Annotated in this window: 16 protein-coding genes; all 16 read right to left on the reverse strand. The window is 40.3% G+C overall.

Annotated features, from left to right (window positions below):
- Positions 1–6: 6 nt before the first annotated feature.
- Positions 7–660, reverse strand: a complete 654-nt coding sequence (locus tag SSIN_RS05550) for a hypothetical protein (RefSeq protein WP_037616676.1) — start codon at positions 658–660, stop codon at positions 7–9.
- 12 nt (positions 661–672) lie between these two features.
- Positions 673–3,396, reverse strand: coding sequence for a phage tail tip lysozyme (locus tag SSIN_RS05555; protein ID WP_037616678.1), 2,724 nt, complete (start codon positions 3,394–3,396; stop codon positions 673–675).
- 10 nt (positions 3,397–3,406) lie between these two features.
- Entirely contained in the window at positions 3,407–5,770 is a 2,364-nt protein-coding gene (locus SSIN_RS05560; RefSeq protein ID WP_037616680.1) for a VirB4-like conjugal transfer ATPase, CD1110 family, read from the reverse strand.
- Positions 5,712–6,086 carry a hypothetical protein gene (locus tag SSIN_RS05565; RefSeq protein ID WP_037616682.1) on the reverse strand — a complete coding sequence of 125 codons (375 nt, stop codon included), beginning with the start codon at positions 6,084–6,086 and terminating at the stop codon, positions 5,712–5,714. Before SSIN_RS05565 ends, SSIN_RS05560 begins: the two co-directional genes overlap by 59 nt.
- Before the next feature lie 57 nt (positions 6,087–6,143).
- The gene (locus SSIN_RS05570; RefSeq protein WP_037616684.1) at positions 6,144–6,752 is read right to left on the reverse strand and encodes a hypothetical protein; all 609 of its coding nucleotides are present in this window, start codon (positions 6,750–6,752) and stop codon (positions 6,144–6,146) included.
- Positions 6,688–7,185 (reverse strand): hypothetical protein, encoded by a 498-nt coding sequence (locus SSIN_RS05575; protein ID WP_052076766.1) that lies wholly within the window; start codon positions 7,183–7,185, stop codon positions 6,688–6,690. Before SSIN_RS05575 ends, SSIN_RS05570 begins: the two co-directional genes overlap by 65 nt.
- A gap of 54 nt (positions 7,186–7,239) precedes the next feature.
- Positions 7,240–7,989, reverse strand: coding sequence for a conjugal transfer protein TrbL (locus SSIN_RS05580; RefSeq protein ID WP_037616687.1), 750 nt, complete (start codon positions 7,987–7,989; stop codon positions 7,240–7,242).
- Positions 7,990–7,998: 9 nt separating this feature from the next.
- On the reverse strand, positions 7,999–8,226 hold the full coding sequence (locus SSIN_RS05585) for a hypothetical protein (RefSeq protein WP_037616690.1): 228 nt from the start codon (positions 8,224–8,226) through the stop codon (positions 7,999–8,001).
- A gap of 92 nt (positions 8,227–8,318) precedes the next feature.
- Entirely contained in the window at positions 8,319–8,732 is a 414-nt protein-coding gene (locus tag SSIN_RS05590; RefSeq protein WP_037616692.1) for a hypothetical protein, read from the reverse strand.
- A 71-nt stretch (positions 8,733–8,803) separates the two neighbouring features.
- A complete protein-coding gene (locus SSIN_RS05595; RefSeq protein WP_037616694.1) occupies positions 8,804–12,493 on the reverse strand; it encodes an SspB-related isopeptide-forming adhesin in 3,690 nt (1,229 codons plus the stop codon).
- A 261-nt stretch (positions 12,494–12,754) separates the two neighbouring features.
- Complete coding sequence (locus SSIN_RS05600; RefSeq protein ID WP_037616696.1) at positions 12,755–15,361, reverse strand: SEC10/PgrA surface exclusion domain-containing protein; 2,607 nt, start codon at positions 15,359–15,361, stop codon at positions 12,755–12,757.
- A 253-nt stretch (positions 15,362–15,614) separates the two neighbouring features.
- Positions 15,615–15,932, reverse strand: coding sequence for a hypothetical protein (locus SSIN_RS05605; RefSeq protein WP_037616698.1), 318 nt, complete (start codon positions 15,930–15,932; stop codon positions 15,615–15,617).
- Positions 15,933–16,333: 401 nt separating this feature from the next.
- Positions 16,334–17,125 carry a DNA adenine methylase gene (locus SSIN_RS05610; RefSeq protein WP_037616700.1) on the reverse strand — a complete coding sequence of 264 codons (792 nt, stop codon included), beginning with the start codon at positions 17,123–17,125 and terminating at the stop codon, positions 16,334–16,336.
- Between the two features lie 13 nt (positions 17,126–17,138).
- The gene (locus SSIN_RS05615; RefSeq protein ID WP_037616701.1) at positions 17,139–18,077 is read right to left on the reverse strand and encodes a replication initiator protein A; all 939 of its coding nucleotides are present in this window, start codon (positions 18,075–18,077) and stop codon (positions 17,139–17,141) included.
- A gap of 2 nt (positions 18,078–18,079) precedes the next feature.
- A complete protein-coding gene (locus SSIN_RS10700) occupies positions 18,080–18,250 on the reverse strand; it encodes a hypothetical protein (RefSeq protein ID WP_037616703.1) in 171 nt (56 codons plus the stop codon).
- Positions 18,251–18,490: 240 nt separating this feature from the next.
- The gene (trpX, locus tag SSIN_RS05625) at positions 18,491–19,498 is read right to left on the reverse strand and encodes a tryptophan ABC transporter substrate-binding protein (protein WP_037616705.1); all 1,008 of its coding nucleotides are present in this window, start codon (positions 19,496–19,498) and stop codon (positions 18,491–18,493) included.
- Between the last annotated feature and the right edge of the window lie 67 nt (positions 19,499–19,565).

The following is a 19,565-nucleotide window of genomic DNA, read 5'->3' on the forward strand; positions in this document are numbered from 1 at the left end:
TTCTCCTTATTGACTACTAGACGAGGAGGTTTGATCAGAAGAGGTAGCCGGAACTAAGCTAGAACTGCTAGTATCTGTATAGGTTCCAATCCCCTGCCCTCTGGCTTCAGCCAACACGATTGGCTCAATATTATTGATTAATAGCTTCCCGTCTTGTTCTACATAGGTCAGCCGGATAGTGACCTTAGTTGTTCCAGTAATCCCCTTAGAATCTCGGTTATCTTTTTCCGTTAAGGTTGTACTAGTGTATTGAACCTGAGCTAAAACAATTTTATGCTCTTTGTCAATATATATAGAACCTGATTCAAAAGCTTGGTCAACCACATACCCTTTATAGGTTTGGTTGACTGGTTTCTGTTCTTCTTGAATGGCTTCCTGATACATTGATTCAGTCATAAAAGGCTTATAGCGTGGTCGGTTTTCTTCCAAATCCTTCTTAGTATAGTAAGCGATTAGAAAATCTTTGACCTGTTTTTCAGAAAGAGAAGCTTGCTTCTGCTCCTTTTCTTTTTTATGTTGTTTTACCTGTTCCTGCTTCTGGCCATTATGGGTGAAATTCTGTTGCACCTGTGCAACAGAATAACCCAATAAAATACAGAAAACAGCACCGGCTCCTATAAGGACGCCCTTTACAACTTTGATTAACTTTTGATTATACATTCTTTTCCTTTCTTATTTAGGGGTTACAAAATAGATACCTGATTGTGGTGTTAAGGTACGCCAATTCATAACATACAAACCACCATAGTTCATTTCTGAAACGAGGAAGCTGCCATCACTATTGACATACTCACAAAACGCAACGTGACCATAAATAGGTGATGAGCCAGCTACACCAGGCATAAAGACAACTGCAGAACCTGGCTTAGGGGTCGTTGAGATTTCATATCCTTGAGCTCGACCACTATCAACCCATTGGTTAGAATTACCAAGATACGGATATAGTTGAATTCCAATCTGTTTGAAGCGATTATATACGTACCATGTGCAGTTTCCTAGTGCATACGCATTGCCTGGATAACCTTGACCTGGTAAAATTGCTTGGTCAGAAGGCAGCCCATGAGGAAGTTTATCTTTGTATTCTGCTGGGACTTGTTTACTAGAAACTCCTGTAGAACCTCCCTTATTTTTTAAGAAATTCAGCCATTGCCGTGCGGCAGATTGCCTTTCTAAGAGCTTGTTTCCTGGAACTCCTAGCCAGGAGCTCAAAAAGTCCTCTGTGAGGGCTTCTACAGATCCAGTTGAAGTGACAACTCTTCTAAAAGCTGCTCTTCTAGTTGGATCGTCACCCTCCAGCAAGAACTTGGTTTGAACCTCTGCAGACCAAATATCTCCATTCATAGCCTTAGCAAAGTTCCACAGTGCAAGAGCACGTGGCCCCGTAAATTGACCAATCCCAATCCCGATATAGTGCAAACCATTGACCAAGTAGCCTCCTTCATTTAGAGGCAAAGTCGGGTACATTGCCTGAAAAGCTCCCCAGTTGCCAACTAGGTTTTCAGCTGTTGGCTCTTTTGCCACCTTATCAAATTGGTTATTCGTCAAGTAATCCGTTTCATAGCGTTTAAAAGTGATGGAGCTTTCAATATCAAAGCCTCCCATCACGGCTGCAATACCTTCATCAGTTGCCCCAGGTATATTCTTTTTGATCAAATCCGCAAAGGCTCTAGCACGCTTTCCTTTGTCTCCAGATGCTTCAATATCACTGACAACCGACGTCGCCTGTGTGTATTCTACCTGCTGAAAGTAAAATCCGACATTGACATAAGTCCAGCTCTTCTTCACCTTTCCGTCTTTATCTTTCTGGTTGGCTCGATCAGGTTCTAGTTTTTGATAGTAGACTGTTTGATTGCCTTTAGGAGATACTTTCCCAATAATATCACCGGTCATGACTTGATCTCCTGTTTTATAGCGTATCGTATCTACGTTCTTATACAAAAACTTGGAATCCTGATCGCTGATTTCTACATCATTGCCTTTGACTTCCACTTTCCCATCTAAAACGGCAAGTAAGGTTTGTCCACCAGTTGCTTGCAAAACAGATCCATTAAAGACTTCCGTTTTATTTTTGTAACCAAAGCGCTCAATAATCTGAATAGGATTCTGTGCTTCTGGTTGATCATCCTTATAAAACGGATTCTCCAGCTCCTGCAGCAACATATATTTTCCACTATCTCTAGCAATTTCTAAGAGTTGTTTGTATTCTTCTAGCTCGTCCTTATCCAGTTTATAAAGATTATTTTTGGTATAAAGCTCTTCCATTGTTTTAAGATTGTCTTTATCTCCATTCAAATCCTTCCATAAGGCATCCAAATACGTTTTTCCTAGAGTGTTTTTCGAAAAATATTTATTGCCGTCTATCTGCAGCTTATCCGTAATCTCATCATACTTATAATTCAGGTACAAGAGTGGATCGTCAATCTTTGTCCAATAATCCACCTTATCATTAGATTTTTCACGATCCAATTTTGAAAGATACAACCAGGTATCATTCATATCAAACTCATCTTGCCGGGTAATCCCTGAGCTTCCAATACCAAGTATGGCCAGAAACAAAAGCAGACCAAAAGCAATCAAATAGGCCTTTAAGCTAAACGGATTTTTGACAATAGCTCTGATCGGTTTAGAGCCTACACGATAGGCTTTTCTAGCCTTCCTTGCAGCTTTACCAGTTTTAGAACCAGCCAAGCGTTTCTTGTAAGCCTGAATACGACGAGCCAGCCTGCCTTCCCAAGAAAACTCTTTTGGAGTACGGGTAAAGCCACGACCTCTCGCCTTGTTATAAAGTCTATTTCCAAGGCTATAGCTAGATTTAATCGCTCCTTCGCCAAGCTTGCCACTGTACTTCCCAATCGTTTTAACTCGCCTGCCCTGAATCTGGACATCCTGGTACTGATACTTAGCTCGTGCTATATCTGAGAGTGTATCATCCTGATGCGCTGCAGAGCTGGCTTGATGGCTGGCACTTCGCTCCACGGCCTGTTTAGCAGCTCGAAAAAGCTTCTTTTTCCGAGAACCACCATTAGCCTCTTGAGCAGCTTTAAAGGTTTTCTTAGAGACTTTCTTCTCTAATTTTGCCTTATCCAACTCTTGTTTGAGAAATGCCTGCTTCTTGACTTCTTCTGGACTAAGTGCCTTTCCTTCTTTGCCAAGCGCTTTTCCTTGTCTCTGGACATTCCTGTACTCTTTTCGGATTTTGTTGACCTTGTCCTTATTAGCTCGGAATTGGCTATGACTCTTTTTTACCAACTGGCGCTTAGAGCGGGTCTGTGATTGAAGATTGCTCATCTGCTTTTCGCTTTCTTTTGTCACAGTTAGATAATTCTTCCGGACTGTTTCCAGCTTCTGATCCAGCCTATGACCGATTGTCTTTGGTCTGCCTTTTTCCTGAACCATAATCAGCCTCCTAAGCGTCCGTTGCGACTAAATCATAAAGCTTAGTATGCTTAGGTATCGGATTTTCGAATGGTACGACAACTGGTCCAGCTACAATCAATCCGGTACCTTTAGCTTTTGGTCGAGCTAAATAGCGGATCTGTTTATCTGTCAGATTGACAATCTCTTTTAAGACAGCCAAATCCTGTGGCTTTTGTTTGAGCAGAATCATAAATTCACTGTTAGAGAGGAGCTTTCGACCTTCTTCAACAGCAGCTAGCGTTTCTACGTTCTGGGTAATTCCCGTTGGAATAGCTCCATATTTCCGAATCCGTGAATACAATGTAGTAAAGAAATCTGCTTGTGCCTTGTTTTTAAATAGGATTTGCATTTCATCAAAGTAAACCCAAGTGGTACGTTTCCCTTGATTTTCTACAATCTGATTCCAAATGTAATCCTGAATAACCATCAATGCGAACGGTTTTAGTTTATGTGACAATTTCTTCAGGTTAAAGATAACAAAGCGATGATTGAGATCCACGTTAGTATGATGAGCAAAAATGTCTTGCGAACCAGTTGTATAAGTTTCTACTGCCAGAGCCAAATCCTGAGCTTCTTCCTCCGGTTGCTCCTTCAAGACCTGGTGCCACTCTTTTAAAGTTGGAGTGAAATCCTCTGTCATGTACCGCTCATAAGTCAGACCAGTTACCCGGTCAATAATCCCAATCTGAGCATCTGTCACCTCAGATAGAATGGATTCAAACAAGCCCATCAGCAAGTTCGCTTTGTCCCCGATTGGATCATCATCTTCCTCAGCCAGCCGATCCAGATCTGGCAAATCCAAGAGATTGATATGCGTTTTGGAACCGACTGCTATATCAACCATCTGAGCGCCGAAAGCTCGGCCAATATCCGAGTATTCATCTTCTGGGTCTACGATGATTACTCGATCTTCTGGGTATTTCAGCAAAGTTGGAATGACTTCTCCCCCCTTGATTGTAGTGGATTTACCAGATCCAGAAGAACCTAATACAACACCAGAACCTGTATTCAGATCCCGTTTCCGATCCAATGTTATGATATTATTGGACAACTGATTTTGCCCATAGTAACGGGCTAGAGGACTATCAGACTTCAAGTCTACGTTAGTAAAGGGTACCTGCGTCGCTATGTTAGCAGTTGTCATCTTCCTCATGAAGTTTTTCTTCACGTTCAGGAAGCACTCCCCAATAGGCAAAATCGTATTCAAAGCCTCTTCCTGGTAATAATAGAGATCTTCAAACTCCACACCAAGTTTCCGGCCAGCTCGTTTGATTTTCTGTTCGTTACGTTCCAGCTCTTCTAGGCTATCCGCCTTGAAGTAGACTGCAATCAAGCCAGAAAAGATTTTCTGATCATATTCAGTAATCTCATCTCGCCACTTCTTAGTAGCTTCTGAGATTTCTTGGTCACGACCTGCAACCACCGCATCATCAAAGATACCGGATTGAGCAGCTTTCCGCTTAGAGCGAAGTTTCCCGATTTCTGCATCTGTTTCCGCATCATCAATCTTCCCTAAGATTTCTACATTTTCATACGGCTCTGCATGGATCGTAATAGCTAATTCCAACCCCAGTGTCGTCAAATCACGAATGAGACGATCGGACATCCAGTTAGGATAGCGGCGTGCATAGAGCACCTTGCACCATCGATCATCTATGAGCATCCGTTTTTCCTGAAATTCAATTCTATGCGGAGCGATAAAAGACTTGGTAGATAAACCTGATAGAGCAATTTCTTTGTAGTCAAAATTGACATACGGATTATCCCTTAATAGTTCAGAAAAGACTTTCAGTCTATCTAAGCCCCCCATCTCCCTAAATGTAATATCTGCTTCCTGGAACTGAGTAGCTAGGGAAACCCCAATATCCTGCAAGAGAAGCTGAGCTTGCTTACGGTCATCAGCATTCGTTGAAATGGTCACATACTTATGCACCTCAAAATTATTTGCGTGCGTCGTAAACCGTTCCTTGATCATCTCGTTCAGCTCTTCACGATAATCGTCAAATCCATCGTTCGTTTCTTCAAACAAGATATTCTGTAAGGAATTGTCAGACACTCGGCGGTTAATGACTAAGAGCTGATAGTTACTGCCTTCATCCAGAGAATTAAGAGCATCCATCGTTGTGTCGATGATGCCTTCTTTTTCATCTTGTTGAGCTGTCGAGTAAGAGGCATCTCCCAGCTTAAAGCTGCGAGAATACTTCTCACGGGCAATGTGCATCAGTCCGTCTTCATGCAGCGTAGTATAATTGAGCGTATTTTGCGTGGTCGGTTTCATTTGACGGCGCAAGCGTTCAATTTTTTTCTTTTCTGCGATTTCTAGTTTTTCCCTTTTGCTTTTGAATAAACTCATCTTTTGTATAACTTCCTACCTTTCCAAAGTTAGTTTCGTAGTTTCGAGTCTGAATTCGGAAAAAGAAATTGATTTTTTCTTTAATCCGCATTCGCTTGGTCATTCCCATACCGTACATTGCCCCAGGAACCACAAATAGAGCATCCCAAAGATAAATGTACCAATCAGGTAAACCAAGAAAATATATAGCAACTGTTCCTGCGACAGCTATTACTAAACACAAATAGAAGACTATCATTCTAGCGGTTAGACCGAATAGAATTGGTCTATCTTCTGTTTCAAATTCTCTTAAAAATTCTGAGCCAATTTTTTTCAACTATTTTCCTTTCCATCAAAAAAACAGTCCCTTTTAGAACTGTTAGTGCTATGAAACTCATTTTTTCAATTTATCACATTCCTTCGCAATCATAGCTACAGGAATTTCATCAAGTGAGATTTTCCCTTCTGTGACAGCAAATCCAAACTTTTGATACAGATGATCTCGTCGTTGATGGTTTTCCTTATCTTCTTCATCTACAAAAGATAGCTTTCCAACAATTCTAGTTTTAACCCCGAATAGCTGGCTGATATAAAGAAGAGCTTCCCTCAATAATAGACTGCCATAACCTCTATTCGGTTTTTTTACGAGAAAATCTTTTATTACTAGCTGTTTAAACAGCCCATCTTGACAGCTATAATGAACTTTAATTTCTAGACAATGAGCGTATTTGGTGCTTCCCTGTCCGTCATCTAAACTAAAATAAAGCCTATCAATCTGCTTTTTGTAATTCAGGCTATGCCACACCGTGATAATGATCCGTCGTCCCTGACTAATTTGACTGAAAAGAATCATGCTTTCTCTATGATTAGACTCTTCAATTCTTAGTAAGTCTTTTTCCAGAGCATTTATCTGATTCTTTAGTAGCCTGAGTTCCTTTTCATAAGCCGTAAGTCTCGAATAAGCTTCTGTGAGCTTCTTTTTGTTCCTGAAAATAGCTTTCAAAATTCTCATCTCCTTTGAAAGCTATTTTACCACGATCCATGTATCTAATCCACCGTTCTAGGCGGTGAACATACTCTTCTTGAGATATACTGCCGGCCGTAGCACAATGAGTCATATCTTCCTGAAGAAGGGTAAGAATATTCAGTCCATAAGATGCGTCACGGTTCGCCTCTGCATAGCGCCAAGCATAAATGTAGAGCTCATCACCATACTCACTCATTCGAACAGGACGGGGGAATTCAGATATTTTGACCCTCCCATAAAGAACCCAATCTAATAAGGGTTCCGATAATAATTCATGTTCATAGGCAAACCAGGAAAGACGGGTGATTTCTTGCTCAAGTGAAGTGATTTTTTCTTTCAGCTCACTTGTTCCATATTGCTTTTGCAAGGCTTTAAATTGCCTGTTTCCTATGTCACTTATTGTTTCCAATGATAGTTACTCCTTTCCATCAAACGGCCGTAGCATTTTCATAGCTAACATGTCCTACACCCCTAAAAGCTGCTTAGCTTTTCGGCCAGTTCCAACCATGACAAAGATATAGATAACTCCTTTAGCAATTGATGCAAAGGCTGTTCCCCAAGTACCACTATCTGCAGTTGTTACCTTAAGAAGATCTGTTGCCACAATCGAATCATACACGACTGAAACAACGATCAAAATAACTCCAATAAAGGCTGATGCCGCAAAATATTTCAGGAAGTTGATCGTTATCGATCGTAAAGAATCCATCATAAAGAAGGAGACCAGTAATGGAGCAAGAGCTTTGAGCTGGTAGAGATCTAAGTAACGTAAGAAAATGATAATACCTAATACAATGTTAGACACTTTGCTGACAATAAATCCAACAAATCCTATAATTTGCTTTTCAAACCAACCTTTCCCACCAGAAATATTAGAATCAATAGTCGTTTTGACTGTAGGTGTTACATGAGCAATCACCTTTACTACAATATTAAGCAACTCCAGAATGGCATCACATATCTGCGATGAGGCTGCAATCAAGATTAAAGCAAATAGATACTTCATCAAGGCTTCTAACCAAATCTTTTGAGTCAGAGCACCGCCTCTTGTCTTTACCATTTGTGACCAAGATGCCATTTCAAACCAGAAAAAAAGACCTAGAAGGATATACCCAATAGGTCGGACAGCATCGGCCATCATCGTTACAGCTTGGTTAGTACCAGAACTGTAATTGGCAAGAGAACTAGTTAGCTCTCCGATGTTTAAATTCATAGGCCACTCCTAAAATTTTAACTGAGACAAGGCTGCAACAATTGCGGCCGCAATCCCTACAGAAACAACGGCCAAGAATGTACCATTCGTCATAGAATCAGCGCCATCATCTTGACGTTGCTTGTCTTTATTCTTTCTCCCTTGAATGTAGTCAACTGAACCATTCCAGATCCAAATAAGACCTGAAATTGTTCCGACTACGCCTAGACCAGTAATAATTTTTGTAATAATTTCCATTTTGATTTTACCTCTTTAATTTCAATTTTTTAAAACAAAAAGCACTGCAGATACTCCACAGTGCTTAGCACAATTCTTTTCTATTTTTAAAGTCAATCAAATTCCTCACGATAAATCGTCCGAGTAGTGGCAACTATAAGAGTGAGTACAATCATAATCGGAACCTCAATGTGTGGATATGGAAAGAAACTAGCTCCCCCTTTGGGAGCTTCAAATATCTGTCCAGCAGTCATCCATGGCTCAGTAGACCAACCCATAATATTAGGATAGTACCAACCAAGAACTCCTGCTAAAAAATTTTCGCTAGATTCTTTAAACAGATAGTGAATACCACCTAATAACGCAAGTAATACAAGTGTCACACATATCTTTGCGATAATCCAGAAAATAAACATTCCGATAGCAGATTTCACAACATTGATACACCAAAGAACCAAGTAGAAGGGAGCCGTAAAGATTTTAAAAATAGCAGCCCATAACCAAGAAAAATCACTCCCAAATTTCATAATGCTTCTCCTTCACGATTTACCGTTATTATACCATAAAAATAGATTAATTTAAAGGAGCTTAAAGCTTTCTAAGCCTCTTTTTTCTTACGTTTGCCATAGACTAAGCCAGCAGCACCAGCCATTGCCAAACCAGCCAGCAGCAATTCTGCAGAAGCGTGTTCCCCTGTTGCTGGCAAGCTCCGTTCTGTCGTAACAATTGGTTGTTGAGGACGACCTTCAGGAGTTTTTGGTTCCGGTTTTGGTTCCGGTTTTGGTTCTGGATTTGGTTTTGGAACCTGATTAATGATCGTTGGTGTTTCATACAGCTGACCAAAATCAATCTGATAAGCTGTATTCTGATACTCGCCACCTTTTTTCGCAAACTCTTTCTTGATCTTCATTGGAACTCGTAAGGTAATGACCTTTCCAGTCTTAACATAAGATTCAAAGAAAGCTTCCGGATCATCTGCGCTAAAGACTTGAATGGCACCCTTCGGAGATTTGTTCTTAGCTTTAAATGCTTTTTGAACCTCTTCTGGTGCTTCTGCCAGGCTGGAGTAGATCTTAGAAGAAAGTCCTTTAACTTCTTTTCCGTCTTCATCCAGCATCTGAATTCCTGACTGATCAATGTCCAGTGCTTCTTCTGGGAAGTCATCCACCCCGAAGAAACCTTTTTTGATAAAGGACTTATCCGGCTCAATTCCCTTATATTTAGAATAGTCCAGCTTCACTTCATAGTAGTTGACAGTATCTGGAGTCAAGGTCTTGCCATTGATCACCGTACCAGCCTTATCCTTATTAACCTTGTCTGGTTTTGGAATAGAAACATGGTTCTTCACGATATTCGAATAGTAACCATTTCCGAACTGGATCTGATGCACCTGGTTTTTGTACTCGCCAGTAAAACCAGCTTTATTTTTCATCGGGGTATGGAAGTACAAATCCATCCCTTTCTGGATATATGCCTTATAGAATTCTTCTGGCTTCTCAGCTACCCACATATAGAAAGCTCCTGTTGGAGAAATCCCAGAATCTTCTACCATTTTCTTTAGAGAACCAGTCAAAGAATCTTTAGAAAGCACACGGTACATCTTGAGTCCATTGACTTCCTTGCCTTCGGCATCCCGAACCTTGAATTGGCCTTCCAGTGGATTTACCGCCTCGTCTGGATAATCCTCAATGAAACCAAAGCCACGTTGAATCGCTTCCTTGGCAGATTGGTCACCTTTGTACGGAAGATTAGTCATTTTAGAAATGTAGTGATTGGTCGCTTCAGGAGCCATTGCCTTTCCGTCTACGATTTTACCTTCGGCATTATAATTATGCTTTTCAGGTTGAATGGCAGTACGATTCGGATCTTTCGGATTGTTTGGATTCTTAGGATCCGGATTCTTTTTCCCTGGTGTTGAGATTTTCACGATATTACTCTTGCGAGTATAACCACCCTTATCCTTGCCACCATTTACTAGCAGCTCAAAGCCATTCACGTAGTCCGCCGCATCGTTTTGCGGCCGTCCCCAATAAACGAATGGAGCAATTTTATAAGCCTTGCTTAGATCACCGTTAACTGCTTTGAATAAAGATTCTGTAGCTTTAATTGTTAATTTATTGTTTTGATCAAAACCAATATTCCAATTTGGATTATCCTTCTTGATCAAATCGACTTCTGGCTTAAAGCCACCTGGTGTCGGATCAACCGCCATCAGACTAGTCGTCTTAGGGCGACCAGCAGGAAGAGCTTCTACATTGAGAATCCATTTATTCAGACTATTTTTAGCCACATATTTCCCATCAACATCCACACCATCCGCATTCTGGACAGATTTTTTAATCTGTGGCTGTGCGGAAAGCTTATAGTCGTTGTAATGTACCGTTGGCGGCTGTGGTTTCTTTGGAACATTTTCTTCCGGTTTTGGTTTTGGCTTAGGAGGCAAAGCAACCGTCTGCAAATTCAACTCAGAAGGTTGCGGCTTTTCAGGAGTAAATGGCTTCAGTGGTTTAACCTTATTTGGACTTGGAGGAGTAACTGATGTACTCTTAAAATCAGTATTAAATGCAAACCATTGCGAAACAATTCCACTTTCCTGACCGTTTGTTTCAACACCGAAACTAAATCTGATTCGTTTATCTGTCGAAACAATCCCAGCACCTTTATACGCGTAGGGACTGTCTTCTCTGTCCCATGGTTTGTCTAAGCCTAAAGCATCCAAATCTTCCAAATTGGCTTTAGAATAAACCAAATCACCATAACGAGCAACCTTAGATCCGTTAATTGGAATGAACTTGTCATCGGAAGAAATACGAGCATATTCAACGTGTGATGTTCCTTCACCGTAAGAGTTCATGGAAGCAACCGAATAAAGGAATGGTTTTCCTTTTACTGGAAGAATTTCCTTTCCATCTTCCCCAAAATATCGAACCTCTACATCAAGTTCATAGCCTTCCTTGCCTGCCAAAGTACCTGCCAAAATAGTTGAAGTAGGATTCCCTTCAAAATTCAAATTGATCTTACCATATTGGCTATTAGCCTTTTTGGCCATATAATGGAATTCGGCGGCTATGATTTTTTTACCGTCATAAGAAGCATCCAATCCCTCATATCGAGCAACTGCAGTCTGACCGACTGCAAGTCGACCCAAGATGCTACCACTGGATGTCGAAGTCGCTTCTTTGGCATCATTAGTAACCAAATTATCCCAATTAGTACCAATCACATTAAAGACATTACCGCCCTTTTTATCAACCTCTTCCCAATATTTCTTCTGAGAGATAAATTCCGCTCCCTTAACACTCACAAGTTTGGCATTCTTCGTATTTTCACGACCAAAAATCAAGAATTTTTTAATAACTTCAGTAGCGTAGCCATCCTTCGCCTTATTTTTTTCAGCTTCAGTTAATTCTTTTTCATAGCGTTTCTGGTCATCTATAATTTTTTGATTTTCAGCTGCAATCACTTTGTTTTCCGCATCCACTTTGTCTTTTGCTTCCGAGTTGCGTTTAGCAAGATCTTGAGCATCCTTCTTCACCTTAGCAGCATGATCCAAAATAGCTTGTTGATTAGATTTTTGGACAGAGAGCACAGTCTGCTTGTACTGATCATAAGAAATCTTGGAATTTGGGTCTACCGTAATGTTTTTCGGTGTTTCGGTGATTTTGGTATCTGGGAATTCCTTCTTCACCGCTTCCTTGCTCTTCTTTAACTCTTCCTGAGTCTTTTCAGCTGCATCTTTCGCTTGGTCATATGCACCTTGAAGCGCTTGGTTCTCGGCTATAATTACCTTGTTGTTAGCAATAGCTGTATCAGCTGCCTCTTTTTGAGCATGCTTTTTATCCACATAATCAGAAGTCGTTTGCTCAATTTGTTTCTGTTGTTCATTTTGAGCTGCCGCAATTTCAGATTGAGCTTGCTGCGTCGCTTCAAGATTCGTTGTTACCCCTTTGTCCACCGTGGCATCTTTTACCACGTTGACACCTTCTGCTTGAGCTTTAGCTACTGCCCCCTCAAGAGTTTCTGTGTTGTTAGACAAAGAAACAGAGCCGTCTGCTTGATTTGCTTGCTTGATAGCAGCTTGATTTTCAGCCGTTGGCGCTGGCTGGGTATCTTTCAAGTTAGAAGCGGTATTGGCAACGGCTACCGGTGTTGCATCCGTCACCTCATCTGCCTGCGCAATCTGAGCTGTTCCCATCAGGGCAGCTAAGCCAAGAATCACACCACAGGTTCCCCAACGTTTTGTTTTTCTGATAGACCCGTAGGCCTTTGTATCAAGATTTGATTTCATGATTTCTCCTTTAGTTTTTAATATAGTATTGGTTTTTATCTTGTTTCGATATAAGTCGAAGGAGCTCTTGCTCTAAAGCATACAATTTTCATTTCTTCCTCTTTCCAATTAAAAATTTCAATCGCTTTTCCATCTTTATCTGATCCTGATATTTATCTGCTTTAACAAACACACCATCAGACTTTTTCAACAAATTCTTTAAAAACAATCTGACACCTCCAATTAAAAAGCCACCAAGAAATCTTGATGACTTTAGCCGAATTAATTTACCTCAGATTTTCGTTTGATTCGCAAGAAACTCAAAAGTGAAATAGTTACTACACCAAACAGCCCGAGGCTTGAAAGTTCTTCACCTGTTTTAGGCAAGCCAGTTGATCTGGACACAGCAGGAGCTTGATAAACCGGATTAGTAACTTTCGTTGCTTGATTCTGAACTTGACCTCGTACATAATCCACAATCTTACCATTTTGAACTACTGGAACCGGATTTCCTCCAGCCTGCTCAATACTTGCTTTTTGAGCTGCTAACTTTTCTTGATGCTCAGCTTCTTTTTGCGCTGCTAAATAAGCACGATAAGCAGATACCAGCTCTTTATGAGCTGCAACTACTTTACTTTGAACTGCTTTTGCTGCTTCTAGTTTGGCTTGGGCTGCTTCAAGCACTGATTTCTTTTCTTTCAATACTTTTTGAGCAGTCGCAAGAGCAACTTTTGCTTTTTCTAAAAGCTGAGGAGCAGTCTGCAAGATTTCTACTCGTTCTTGTGATGCTTTCAAGTCATTTTGTGCTTCTTTAAGTGCTTTTTGGTGATTGGTAACGACTTCTTTCGTTCTACCAAGTTCAGCTTGTTTCGTTGCCAATACCGCCTTCTCAGCCATTAGAGCTTCATTCAATGTTTCGCGTTCAGCTTGTTTTTCGGCCAGCTTTTCTTTTGCTGCCTCAAGTACTTTCCGTTTAGTCTGAACATCCGCATTCAGTTGAGCCAACGTTGCTTGAGCGTCCTTATTTTCTGAATCAGCTTTTGCCAGTTCGGTTTCTGCCTGAGTTAATTTTGCTTCCGCTGCAGGTGTTTTTAAGGCTGTGTTTTGAATAGCAGCACGCTGAGCCACTGCTCTTTCAGCGGTAGATTTTGCCTCTTCGTAGGCTGACTGTGCTTGTGTCTTTTTCGCTTGTGTTGCATCATTAGCACCCTTTGCAGCAGTAAAGGTTGTCTGGGCTTGTGCTAGAGACTTTTGAGCAGCTTTAATTTGACCCTCGATGCTAGCCACGTTGTTCTTCGTGTCAATCTTAACATCCTGATGCAGTCGATTTTTCAGCAAATCAATTGTTTTAGAGTCTGTTCCAACGTAGTGCATAGCTACTAACCCACGATCCAGCTTCCGAGTTGCTACACCGATATACTGCAACATGACCGACTCCCGATCCAGCCCTGAAAAGTTTAGTGCATGACCCCAATCAGCATGCTTATCGTAAAACATCATCATAACCAGATTATTGTAAGCTTGTTGTTTCAGATCAGCTAGTGTCACTACATCACTCGGGCTTTGATACCCAATATTCTCCGAGAGCAAACCTTGGTTCCCTTGAACCAGTCCGACTTCTTTAGCGGCTGTATTTAAAGCATCCTGATCATGTCCATATTGATTAGTAGACAGCTGAGTCGCTTTCTGAGCAACCTTCTGCATATCTCGATTGACCAAGACTGGAATATCATCCGTTCCCATCAACCGGCGGAAATCATTGATCAGTTGTGCATTAAATGCAGCCAATGCTTCTTGAACCTCAGTTGATAAATTATTGACATCGGAAATCAGCACCTTCTTATCAGCTTCGCTTGGTTTAAATGGAGAAGCTGGATTGCTGTAATAAGTCTTACCTCCGTCCGGCGAGCTAAATCCAGCAGCAATCATGCCTTTCTTGGCAATTTCTTGCAGTTTATTTGAATTTTCTTCCGTAGGATTGTTGAAATAAGCTTTTAAAGCTTCAGCATATCCAGCAGGATAGGTGATAGAGCTGGTTTTCAAACTATCCAGCAGACTTTGAGTCTTGGATAGCTTCTCTTTAGCAACTTGATACTGAGCTTCGGTTTGATCCGCCTGTGCCGTTGCTTGAGCTAATGCCTGTTCTTTCGTCAGCTTATCTGCTTCTGTAGCTCTTACCTCACTTTCCGCCTCTTTCAATTCGGAAGCACGTCGAGCATCAGCTTGTTTGGCAGCCGTTAATTCTGTTTGAGCCTGTGAAACTGCCTCTTTGCTGGCTTCTAAGTTGTTTTTGGCAGTTTCAGCTTTGGCAACAACGTCTGCAACTCCTGTTCCGTCAAGAATAGCCTGCTTTTCAGCTACGACCTGCTCTGCAGCTGTCACTTCTCCCTCTTTGTCAGCCAGCTTGCTTGTAGCTTCGGTAACTTTCGCTTCCTGCTCAGTCACACTTTTTTCAGCTTGCATTTGTGTAGCTTCCGCAGTTTTCAAATCATCTTGAGCTTGCTTTTCAGCACCCTCTTTTGCGGCTACACTAGCTTTTGCCTGCTGAATATTTTCAGGAGTAGCTTCCTTAACGGCTTCCTCTGCCTGAGTAACCGCTTCTTTGATTTCCTTGACTGTTTTTTCAGCAGAAGTCACCTCTGCCTGAGCTGCATTTGTGATTCCCTCTTGGAATTTAACAGCTGAGTCCGCCTTATCAACTTGCTCTTGTGAGATAGCCACATCAGTAGCAGTTACTGCGGAATGTTTTTCAACTGCCTGCTGTTCGCTACCCAAAATTGGCTCTAAAGGTTTCACCTCTTCTGCAAGAACTTGATTAGTTGCACCAACAGCTCCTGTTAAAATAGCACTAGCTAACACAACTTTCTTAACTTCATTCATGATTTCCATTTTGTTCTCCTTTTTGATAATTACTTAAAATATTGCTTGTGTGAATAGTCTTCTAGTTCTCGTGAAATATCACCGGACACTCGCATCAATGCAAAAGTCACATAGACCAGAATAACCGATACTAGAAGAATAATTGAAAATATTAGTTGGACAATACTCATTTCTTCTCCTTTTCATAACATCACCTATCTGCTTTCAGCAACAAAGAAAGATTTCCTTGCTCCCTAAAACAGATAGATGAGGACTCTATCTGTTAAGTTTTAACGATAGGTCGATGATAGCCTTTACCAGTTAGCTGCAAGATTGTCTTATTTCCCTGTTTGATTCGTCTAGCAACTAAAACATCACCACGTTTGATTGTCCGGATTTCATTATAAATTTTTGAGTATTCCGCAACCATCTCAACCGATTGAAGTTTTCCTGCCACATAACCTTTTTTAGGTATTAAACCATGCTTACTGGTTAATTTAACTTCTTCACCACTTACAAGCCGTGCAGTTGTATCGCCTTGCAAACCTAGTCGTCTTAAGTCAGTGAGTGTGACCTCACTAGTTGATTTTATTTGATTCATCTTGTCCTCCTTTATTTGAATCAAAGGCTGATTTACTGCCATGCCGAGTTGATGCCGTAGCATCTCTACTGTGTTTTTTACGCACGATTTATAGTTTAGGAATCGCAAACTCTTTCGTCTTACGGGACAAGTCAACCGTGACTTTCCATGATGCAGTCAGCACTAGATATACTTTCTAGTTACACACCGCCCCTATTCTTCTTTTTATGCCTAGACTGCGCTAATCGGGACAGTGGGGGTATTCAATTTTCAAAGGTCAAAAGTAGTTTTATGACTTACTCAGGTCAAGTATTTTAGAAATATGGAACTATCTTAATCCAAATCTTCACCTACTAAAGAATCGTAAACATGTACGATAATTTCTTCATTACCTATAATTGATTTCATCTTCTTAAACTTCTTTAAAACAACTCCAACTGCTTCTTCGACTGAAAATTCATCCAAAGTATTTCTGTACGTTGCAAGCCCTGTTCTGCCGTTGCCGCAAATTCTATTCTTTCCCAATTAGATAACTGCTTGTTATAAAGTTCACTATCATAACCGCTAAGTAATATTTTTGCTTTAGACTGATTCAATTCTTCTAAAAGTTCTACATGATCCTGATCTTCCATCTCTACTGTATACTGCTTTCTTGTCCTCGTACTCAAAACATAAGGTGGATCAATATACATACAGACATTCTCACGATTATATTCTGAAATTAAATCCAAAGCCGGCCGGTTCTCAATCTGTACTTGTTTTAAGCGGATAGCTGCTTCTTGGATAATTTCAGGAAGTTCATTCCAATGCTTCACTGCATAAGCTCTTTCTCGACCGTTCACATCACGCTTCCACCCAGACTTTTCAAAATTGCGAAAACCATGAGACATTAAAGAACGGATAATAAAATTGACCGCTTTATCAACTTCATTATGAGGATTAGTCTCCCAAGCCTTATCATAAATAGCTCGACTATAAGGAATTAAAAATACTTTTTCGGCCAGCTCGTCTGGATAACTCCGAATCACTTGAAACAAATTGACAACATCGTCATTCAAATCATTGATTGTTTCAATAGAACTTGAAGGTTTATTAAATAAAACTGCTCCACTTCCAAAATACGGTTCAAGATAACTTTTATGTTCAGGAAATAAATCAACAATTTTCTTAGCTAGATTCCACTTGCTTCCTGGATAACGAAGAATAGTTTTCATTTTTCATTACCTCTTAAACTAGTGCAGTCTTTCCTGAAATCTCATATTTCATGTCAGCATTCCTATGAGCAATCATTTTCGCCTCTAACCTACGTTCCTCTTTAAGATTTTCCAGACATTTCAACAAATAAGCTAGAGGACTTTCCGAATCAATTGGAATCCGCTCGATTATATCTAACACTTCACCACTCGTCACATACCCATCTGAAAGATATTGTCCAATCATCATTTTTTGATAGTGGGTTAATTTATAATTTTGAAACTCACCTGTAAAAAGATCTAATTGCGTAAATTTTCCATTATACCTATCAGTAATCAATTGCAGCAGAGAATAATATTCCGGCTTAATATATTTCACAGATTGACCTGGAATAGATAAATCATTAGCTCCAGAAGGCGAGGAAATTTCTTCTGAAATTTGCTCAGCCTTTCTAGAACTATTATCACTTTCAGTTTCATTAGAATTAGTATCACTAGATTCAGTATCATTAGATTCTGATTTTCCGACTTCTTGAGTTCGGTTTTTCCGACTTCTGGAATTCTGATTTTCCGACTTCTGGAATTCTGATTTTCCGACTTCCGCCATTACCAAGGGTTTAACTACGTTTTCATCTCTCAATGAACCAAGATAAATTAAATTTGGCTTGTTCAATCCTTGACGAACTTCTTCTAAAAGATTATATTTTTTAAGTTCTTTTTTAAGCTTTATAACCTTGTCTTTACCACAACCTAACATATCGCCAATCTCTTCAACTGTGAAAATAAAATAGATATTACCATCTTCATCAATCCAGTTATTTTTAATTGACAATTCAAACCTATCTTTCAAAATAGCATATAGAAGTTTTGAGTATGCAGACATTCTTTTATAAAAATTGGATTCAAAAAGTTGCTTTGGCACACGGAAGAATCTCTCACTATTGTTTACTTGTTTAAGTGAAATCCTTTCCATACTTACACCTCTTTCAATCTGAAATCACCTTTTGAATTAAATCCAATCAATCCAAAAGACTCAAGTTCTTTAATGCTTGCCGTTGTTTCTTGCCGTGTTAAACCCGTTTCCCTCATCAGAAATTGGATAATCACCTCTCGGGATATTTTCTCCTTAGTTTTTCTTTTAGTCATTTTTACCTCCCAAAAATACGAAAAAAGAGTTAACAGTTTTTCCTGTTAACTCAATATTTTTTATTTACCTCAAAACTCTAGACACTTACTCTTCTGTAGGTATGTATCTGGATTTCTGAGATCAAAAATTACAGAACCTTTCACAGAAATAAATAATTGAATTTGCTCTAAGGTTTCGAGCATCGAATAAACTATTAAAACAAGAAGCCCTATCTAAATTAGATAAAGCTTCTTTGAGTCTTATTCAATAACTTGGCCAGCATCTTTCAGAACATCTTCTGGTACAGTAATGCCAAGTTCTTTGGCATTTTTGGTATTGATAACAGATTTACCTGTATCGAAAATATCCACTGCAGTGTCAGCAGGTTTGGCACCTTTAAGGACTTTAGCAGCCATTTTCCCTGTCGCAACACCTAGGTCATACTGGTCTACAACGACAGATGCAAGGCCACCTTCTTCTACCATGGCTGTCGCACTTGGATAAATCGGTTTCTTAGCTTCTTTATTGCTGGACACAACTGTCGCAAAAGCTGACGCAATAGTATTGTCGATTGGAATCCAGATAGCATCAACCTTGCCAGTCATGACATTCATGGTTGAAGCAATTTCATTGGTTGAAGGAACAGAATATTCTTCTACCGTGTAGCCCGCCTCTTCAGCCAATTTTTTGAACTCTTCCACCTGAGTTTTAGAGTTGTCTTCACTGCTAGAGTAGAGCACACCGATAGTCTTAACGTCTGGAGTCAGTTTTTTAATCAGCTCTAGCTGTTGCTTGGCTGGATTGTGGTCAGAGACACCAGTGATATTGCCACCTGGCTTATCCAGATTTTTCACTAGATTTGCTCCGACTGGATCAGTTATAGCTCCCATGACGATTGGCTTATCCTTAGTAGCCGCAGCCAGCCCTTGCGCAGACGGAGTCGCAATACCAATCAGCACATCGTTGTCATTGGCCACTAGCTGCTTGCTCATGGTAGAGACCTTACTCTGATCGCCCTCAGCATTCATAAAGTCAATCTTAACCTTGTCTCCCTTATAGCCTTCCTCGGCCAAACCATCCTGAATCCCCTTGTAAATCAAATCCAGCGAAGGATGACTGACATACTGTAGCACGCCGACCTTGACCGTTTGACTCTCACCACCAGTATTAGAAGTGTTATTTTTGCTGTTCAAGCTGGAATAGACCATCCCACCGATTGCCAAAACAGCCAGAATCCCTAAAATAGTCATTAAACGTTTATTTTTCATGTTCTTTCTCCATTTCTCTCTTTTATATTCAATCCCTAGGGACGCCATCGTTTAAACATAGGCAATT

Origin of the sequence: Streptococcus sinensis (genome assembly GCF_000767835.1) — a bacterium.
GTDB lineage: Bacteria > Bacillota > Bacilli > Lactobacillales > Streptococcaceae > Streptococcus > Streptococcus sinensis.